This window comes from Priestia sp. KCTC 13724, assembly GCF_056820425.1.
Genome location: NZ_JBXDLD010000193.1, coordinates 1 through 5,545, shown reverse-complemented (window position 1 = coordinate 5,545; position 5,545 = coordinate 1). Strand labels below are relative to the sequence as shown.

Genomic DNA, 5,545 nt, shown 5'->3' with positions numbered 1-5,545 from the left:
CGTTTTTGACATTCTTGGTATTGTGTATGAGACAGCAGTAAAACAACAACAAGTTGCCTAACGAAAAAATGATAGTTTCATAGGCTTCTTTGTCATGCCGATTTTTCTGATACTCACCGATGTTAGGACAAGGATCATTACATTTTTAATCGTTTCTGTCGTTAGCTTGATGGGTATGTGTCTGTACCCCATAAATTAAAAATATTGATGTTATAGGTATGTTATTCATTTAATCACACTTACAGATCAACACTTAATCTCAATTGGAGATCCTTTTTTAGTACCAATAATGCTTCATTATGTTAACTATAGCTCCTTACAAACAAGGTTTTGGTTGCCTTGATGGCAACCTTTTAGCCTTAAAGGCAATAACGAAAAATATATAAAATTAGTGTTGCAAAACGAATGACGAATTGCTATTAAATAAAGAGTAAGAAGGGGGGAGTTTTCAAAAGTGGGTTAAACCCTTGATATGATTGGTTTTTCGGGTAATCTCGTGGTAATGATTTTTCATTACTTTCGTAATGAAAAATCATTACCACGAAATGAATAAAAAAAGAGCCAAAATTGGCTCTAAAATAATTTCTCAGGTAGTTTTTTTAATTCAGCAGGATTTCTTCTAAACATAGCTTTTAAAGTTCCGTTTACATTGTCTCTGTCTCCAGAAAACATAATATGAGGATTTACAAATAAAGCATATGCTCTAACATTATTATCTTCTAAACCACTTTCAGAACGGGCTAAAATGCCTTTATCAATTAAACCCTTAATAATCGGATTTACATTTTGTTTTTTCTTTCCTAAAACTACTGCAAGATCACTTTGAGTTAAAGGTGTTGAGTTAATCTTTTTACAATCTTCTACAATGCAATTAGATTCAATTTCAACATGAGGAGCAATATCTATTAAAAAAGTCTTTTCAGCAGTAGTTAGATATTTAATTTCACGTAAATACAAAAGATTTGCTTGATTCAACTGGACAAACCTCGCTTTATTTTTAACTTTTCTTTCAGGAATTAATACCATTCCTCTAGAATTTGCTTTAGTTTGCAATTCAGTTGCTTGTTGTAGTTCTTCCTCAGTTAATATCTTTTCATTTTCTAAATCTCTTAATCGTGCTTTTCTTTCTGCTTCACTAAAATTACCAACATTTTTTTTCATCTAATTCCTCTCCCTATGTAGCAGGAATTAGTCTCTTTGTGTTAGAATATAAATACTCTAATAATGTGAATAAAGGGACTAATCCCTTGCAAATTTTCAAAAACCGCCTATCCGACCAAAGACAGGGCGGTTTTTTCTTTTTCTACTTTCGACAATACCAATAAAACTCCCTTTTTTCTAGCCATTTTCTACCTTTTTTCTCAAACTCTCTAGTAATTTATCATCTACTCTTTTAGGCTTGTACCCCATTCTATCAATCAAAATACCTTCTACCACCTTCATACGAGCCGTATAGATCCTATATTCACTTTCCGCAAAGGCTGATGTATCTAGATCAACAACAACCTCTTCTGGCGCCTTCTGAACGGTTCTCATGAGATTATACGATTTTGACCGTTCTTCTCTTACCAATCGTAGCAAAACCAATAAATCATATGTATGAAAGTTCGACAGCTGATCAAAAGGTAATTCACATTGATTTAAATAGACAAACTCTTTCATCGTTGGACGCTGCTTCTTCAATGGAGCATCACAAAACCCACAGTTTTCTGCATAGTTTCCACCGTTATCAGACCCACAGTACGAACAAATCATTCTTCCTCCCTCTGACCATTAACATGATCATCCAAACTTCTTTCTTATGTCTAAATCTCTTTCATTTTTATATAATAAAAAAAAGCTCATTTCGATTCCTTGCGCTTGCGACGGCGGGGTTCTATACGATAATGGGCTTTTTCCTTATCGCTCCAAACCACCCTCCCGATCACGATTTCTCTTTCGTGTCGATTGGATCTGCTTTTCTTGCTCCTGTTTATCCAGGGCAAATTTCTGAGCCCCTTTGATTTCGTTATCATCAGTAAAATATCGTTTTAACAACTTTTCTTTCGCTTTATCTAAAAAACTCGCCTTCACATACCCAACCATCTTCGCCAGTTCAGGCAATTTCTCCTGATACAATTCCTTTACTCTTTCTAGTGTTCCTTTTAAAAAGTCATTCTCTTTTTTCAGCTGCTTGTTTTCTTTCTTCAACTCCATATTTTCGTTTCGGACCAAATCACGTTCCATTATAAGCTTGTCTTTTCCGTCATGAAGTTTTTGATTTTCTATTTTAAGCTGCCTATTTTCCATTTTAAGGGCTTCTGAAGCTTTCGCTAAGGTTTCAATACCTTCAAAATCCTTTCGCTCCAATATGACCCTGTCAGAAGCGAATAAGCCCATCTTCTTTTCAAGCTTTACGTCAATCTCGTCCACCTTTTTCACTTGATCTAACGACTTCCCTAAATCGCTTAAACGATGCTCAATCTCATTGATAGACGTTTCAATCTCCTGTTTCGCTGCTTGTTTTTCAGATAAAGAACTTTCTAACCTCTCAACTTGTTCTTTTAATGTTTTGGCCTTAAATTGTTGCGTCGTTAAATGCTCCCGATTAGATCCTTTTTCTCCTCGCTCCACATCAAACCCTTGCTTCTGCAGATGCTTTGGAAACTCGTCTTGAATCCAACGTAATTCATTCCGATCAAAAACATGTTTTCCTTGTAGCTTCCCATCACGCATGGGAACCACCCCCAAATGCATATGAGGCGTTTTTTCATCCATATGAACCATCGCATACGCAATGTTCTTCTCGCCATAACGATCAGCAAATAATTTATAACTCTCTTCAAAGAACTGTTTTTCTTCAGCTGGATTTAACCGATCAAAAAAACCTCGATCAGACGTGATCAGCAACTCATTGACCAGAACAGCATCCTTCCTGGTCTTCCTCGTTCCTGTTTTCTGACTCTCAATGATCTCTTTCACTCGTTTGTTATAATCAATCTTATCCGGATTCACCAAATCATAATTTAAATGAGAACGCTCCTTATCGATGTCGGGATTCGTTTTACTCTCCCTCTCTCGTTGATTATGAAACTGCATTCCTTTTAAATCATGGGACTTCATTTTTTCCATCCGACAAATCGCAAAACTCATGCCTCCACCACCCTTATGTACACCTCTATTTAGGATTATAATCCGGTCACTACTTCCATGTAAAGTATAGCACACTATACTTTACATCCATAAAGTCGTGTGCTCTGCGAGGCTCTTTGCCTGTCAAACAGGCAAGCAGGCAAGCGTGCAAAACCTAAGACCGCGGGGCTTCTCGCCCCACTACCCCCGCCAACGTCAGCACGTTGGATCCCTATATAAATCCCCTAAAACTATGTTGCCATAAAGGCAACAATTGCACCCTAAAGGTGCTAAGTAAGTAACCGCAGCAACACAGCATTAGCGCAACAGCAATGAGGGGAAAACCGCGTAATGACGCTATTTTCCTCATTGTGGAGGTGATTGCGGAACTGCTGTAGAATGATAATTAATAGATTTTCCCGTAGGATCGGAGGGATACTTATCAAAAAGTTAATGACTATTGCAGAAGTTGCAAAAGAATTAGATATGCCAGAATCAACCGCAATGACAACAGCAGCAGCGCAGCAGCAACCAGAAAATGAGGTAAATCAGTATGCTTTACAACTTCAAATGGCATTCGAACAAATGACTAAAACAATGCAAGTGATTGCTGATCAAAAAGAAGAGATTGCGGAACTGCGGAAGCATGTTGCTGATGTAGAAAAGAAGCAGCAACACCAAGAAGATTATATAAATAACAAACTTGAAGAACGTGATCAAAAGTTAATCCAGTCATTAAGAGATTCACAGGAAACAAAAAAGTTATTATTAGAAGTTCAAGAACAGATTGCTACATCACTAGAAGAAAAGAAGAGTTGGTGGCAAAAATTATGGAAAAGATGATTTTTTATAAGACCCATAAACTGATTAAAAAGATTTCAAAATTCGAGGAGGAAATAAGCATTGTTAAGTATCAACCACATTTGTTTTTCAGTTTCAAATCTAGATAAATCAATAGATTTTTATCAAAATGTCCTTCAAGCAAAGCTACTTGTTAAAGGGAGAAAGTTAGCCTATTTTGATTTAAATGGCTTATGGATTGCTTTGAACACAGAAGAGGATATTCCAAGAAATGAAATTCAACATTCATATACTCATATTGCATTTACTGTAACAGATGAGGAGTTCCTAAATCTAAAAAGTGACTTAATAAAAAATAAGGTTAATATTTTACCTGGACGTGAAAGAGACCAAAGAGATAAAATGTCAATCTATTTCACAGATCCAGATGGACATAAATTCGAGTTTCATACTGGAAGCCTGCAAGATCGTTTAGAATATTATAAAGAGGATAAAACACATATGGAATTTTATATCTAAGGTTAAATAAAAGATTCCTTTATAAAACAGACAACGCTAAATTTATGTATAACATATGCAAAGATAGTTTACATAATCAAAATTATAAGAAGCAAAAAAGCCTTAAAACTAATTGTTTTAAGGCTTTTTTAATTTGTAAAACAAAGTACATAATAAAAATAAAAGAAGAAAAAAGATTTTTATATATTGATATAAACCTTGATATATAAGGGTTTGTAAGACTTTTTGGGAAGTCAAAATTAACTCATATACAAGTTAATTTTAACTGCTATGAGGGTTATTTTTAACTTATATATGAGTTAAAAATAACTTTTATAAAGAGTTATTTTTAACAAAAAAACAAGGGTTAATATCAACACTATAATAGAGTTAATATCAACTCTATTATAGTGTTGATATTAACTGAAATATGAGTTAAGATAAAAATATAATAAATGGTAAAAAATGATAGAGGTGGACAATGTGGCTAAAATATCAAAAGTGGAAACAACAAAAGTCGTTGATATGAACGGAGAAATAACGGAAGAAACGACAAGTGTTTCTTTTAACTACGGAAAAGAACCAGACTACATAAAAGTATATCTCGACAATATTGTTGTGTTAGCAGAAATACAAGGATGGATAAGTAAAGTATTATACGAGCTTATAAAGGGCGTAACTTATGCAAATAAAGGCCAATTTATCATTATTAACTCAGGATATAAACGAATTGTAGCTGAGAATTTAGGGATTAAACAACAATCAGTAACTAATGCAGTTAATCAGTTAACCAAAAAGAATATTCTAATAAAAAAAGAAACAGGCGTTTTCTTATTAAATCCTCAATTCTTTGGAAGAGGTGAATGGAAAGATATATCTAAAATTAGATACGAAGTAGAACTAAGTGCAGACGGAAAAGTTATGAGATTAAAAGACACAAATTGAAAAAATCATTAAAACATCGTGTTCATTCTTTTGAACACGATGTTTTCTACAACTGCACATATATGTTCACTTTGAGTTAACATAAAACACGTTATAGGTAGCAATGGTCTTGATAATATTTCCAATTGGTGTATAGTAAAGAATAATTTTTTATTATATATCTAAGAGGTGTGATTACTATGGAAAAGTT

General features: G+C 34.1%; 6 protein-coding genes. 3 read left to right on the top strand and 3 right to left on the bottom strand.

Features of this window, described 5'->3' with window-relative positions; translation table 11 throughout:
• Positions 1-573: 573 nt before the first annotated feature.
• From AC1UFB_RS20330 to mobV, 3 genes are all read right to left on the bottom strand, one after another.
• Complete coding sequence (locus tag AC1UFB_RS20330) at positions 574-1,161, bottom strand: MarR family transcriptional regulator (RefSeq protein WP_482589962.1); 588 nt, start codon at positions 1,159-1,161, stop codon at positions 574-576.
• A gap of 177 nt (positions 1,162-1,338) precedes the next feature.
• Positions 1,339-1,755, bottom strand: a complete 417-nt coding sequence (locus AC1UFB_RS20325; protein ID WP_025908219.1) for a hypothetical protein — start codon at positions 1,753-1,755, stop codon at positions 1,339-1,341.
• 144 nt (positions 1,756-1,899) lie between these two features.
• Entirely contained in the window at positions 1,900-3,132 is a 1,233-nt protein-coding gene (gene mobV / locus AC1UFB_RS20320; protein WP_025908220.1) for a MobV family relaxase, read from the bottom strand.
• Positions 3,133-3,564: 432 nt separating this feature from the next.
• Here mobV and AC1UFB_RS20315 point away from each other — a divergent pair, with 432 nt between their 5' ends.
• The 3 genes from AC1UFB_RS20315 (at position 3,565) to AC1UFB_RS20305 (ending at position 5,355) form a co-directional block, all read left to right on the top strand.
• On the top strand, positions 3,565-3,954 hold the full coding sequence (locus AC1UFB_RS20315; RefSeq protein ID WP_482589959.1) for a hypothetical protein: 390 nt from the start codon (positions 3,565-3,567) through the stop codon (positions 3,952-3,954).
• A 60-nt stretch (positions 3,955-4,014) separates the two neighbouring features.
• Positions 4,015-4,431, top strand: coding sequence for a FosB/FosD family fosfomycin resistance bacillithiol transferase (gene fosB, locus AC1UFB_RS20310; protein WP_061786473.1), 417 nt, complete (start codon positions 4,015-4,017; stop codon positions 4,429-4,431).
• Positions 4,432-4,893: 462 nt separating this feature from the next.
• Complete coding sequence (locus AC1UFB_RS20305; RefSeq protein ID WP_061860493.1) at positions 4,894-5,355, top strand: replication/maintenance protein RepL; 462 nt, start codon at positions 4,894-4,896, stop codon at positions 5,353-5,355.
• Positions 5,356-5,545: the final 190 nt, after the last annotated feature.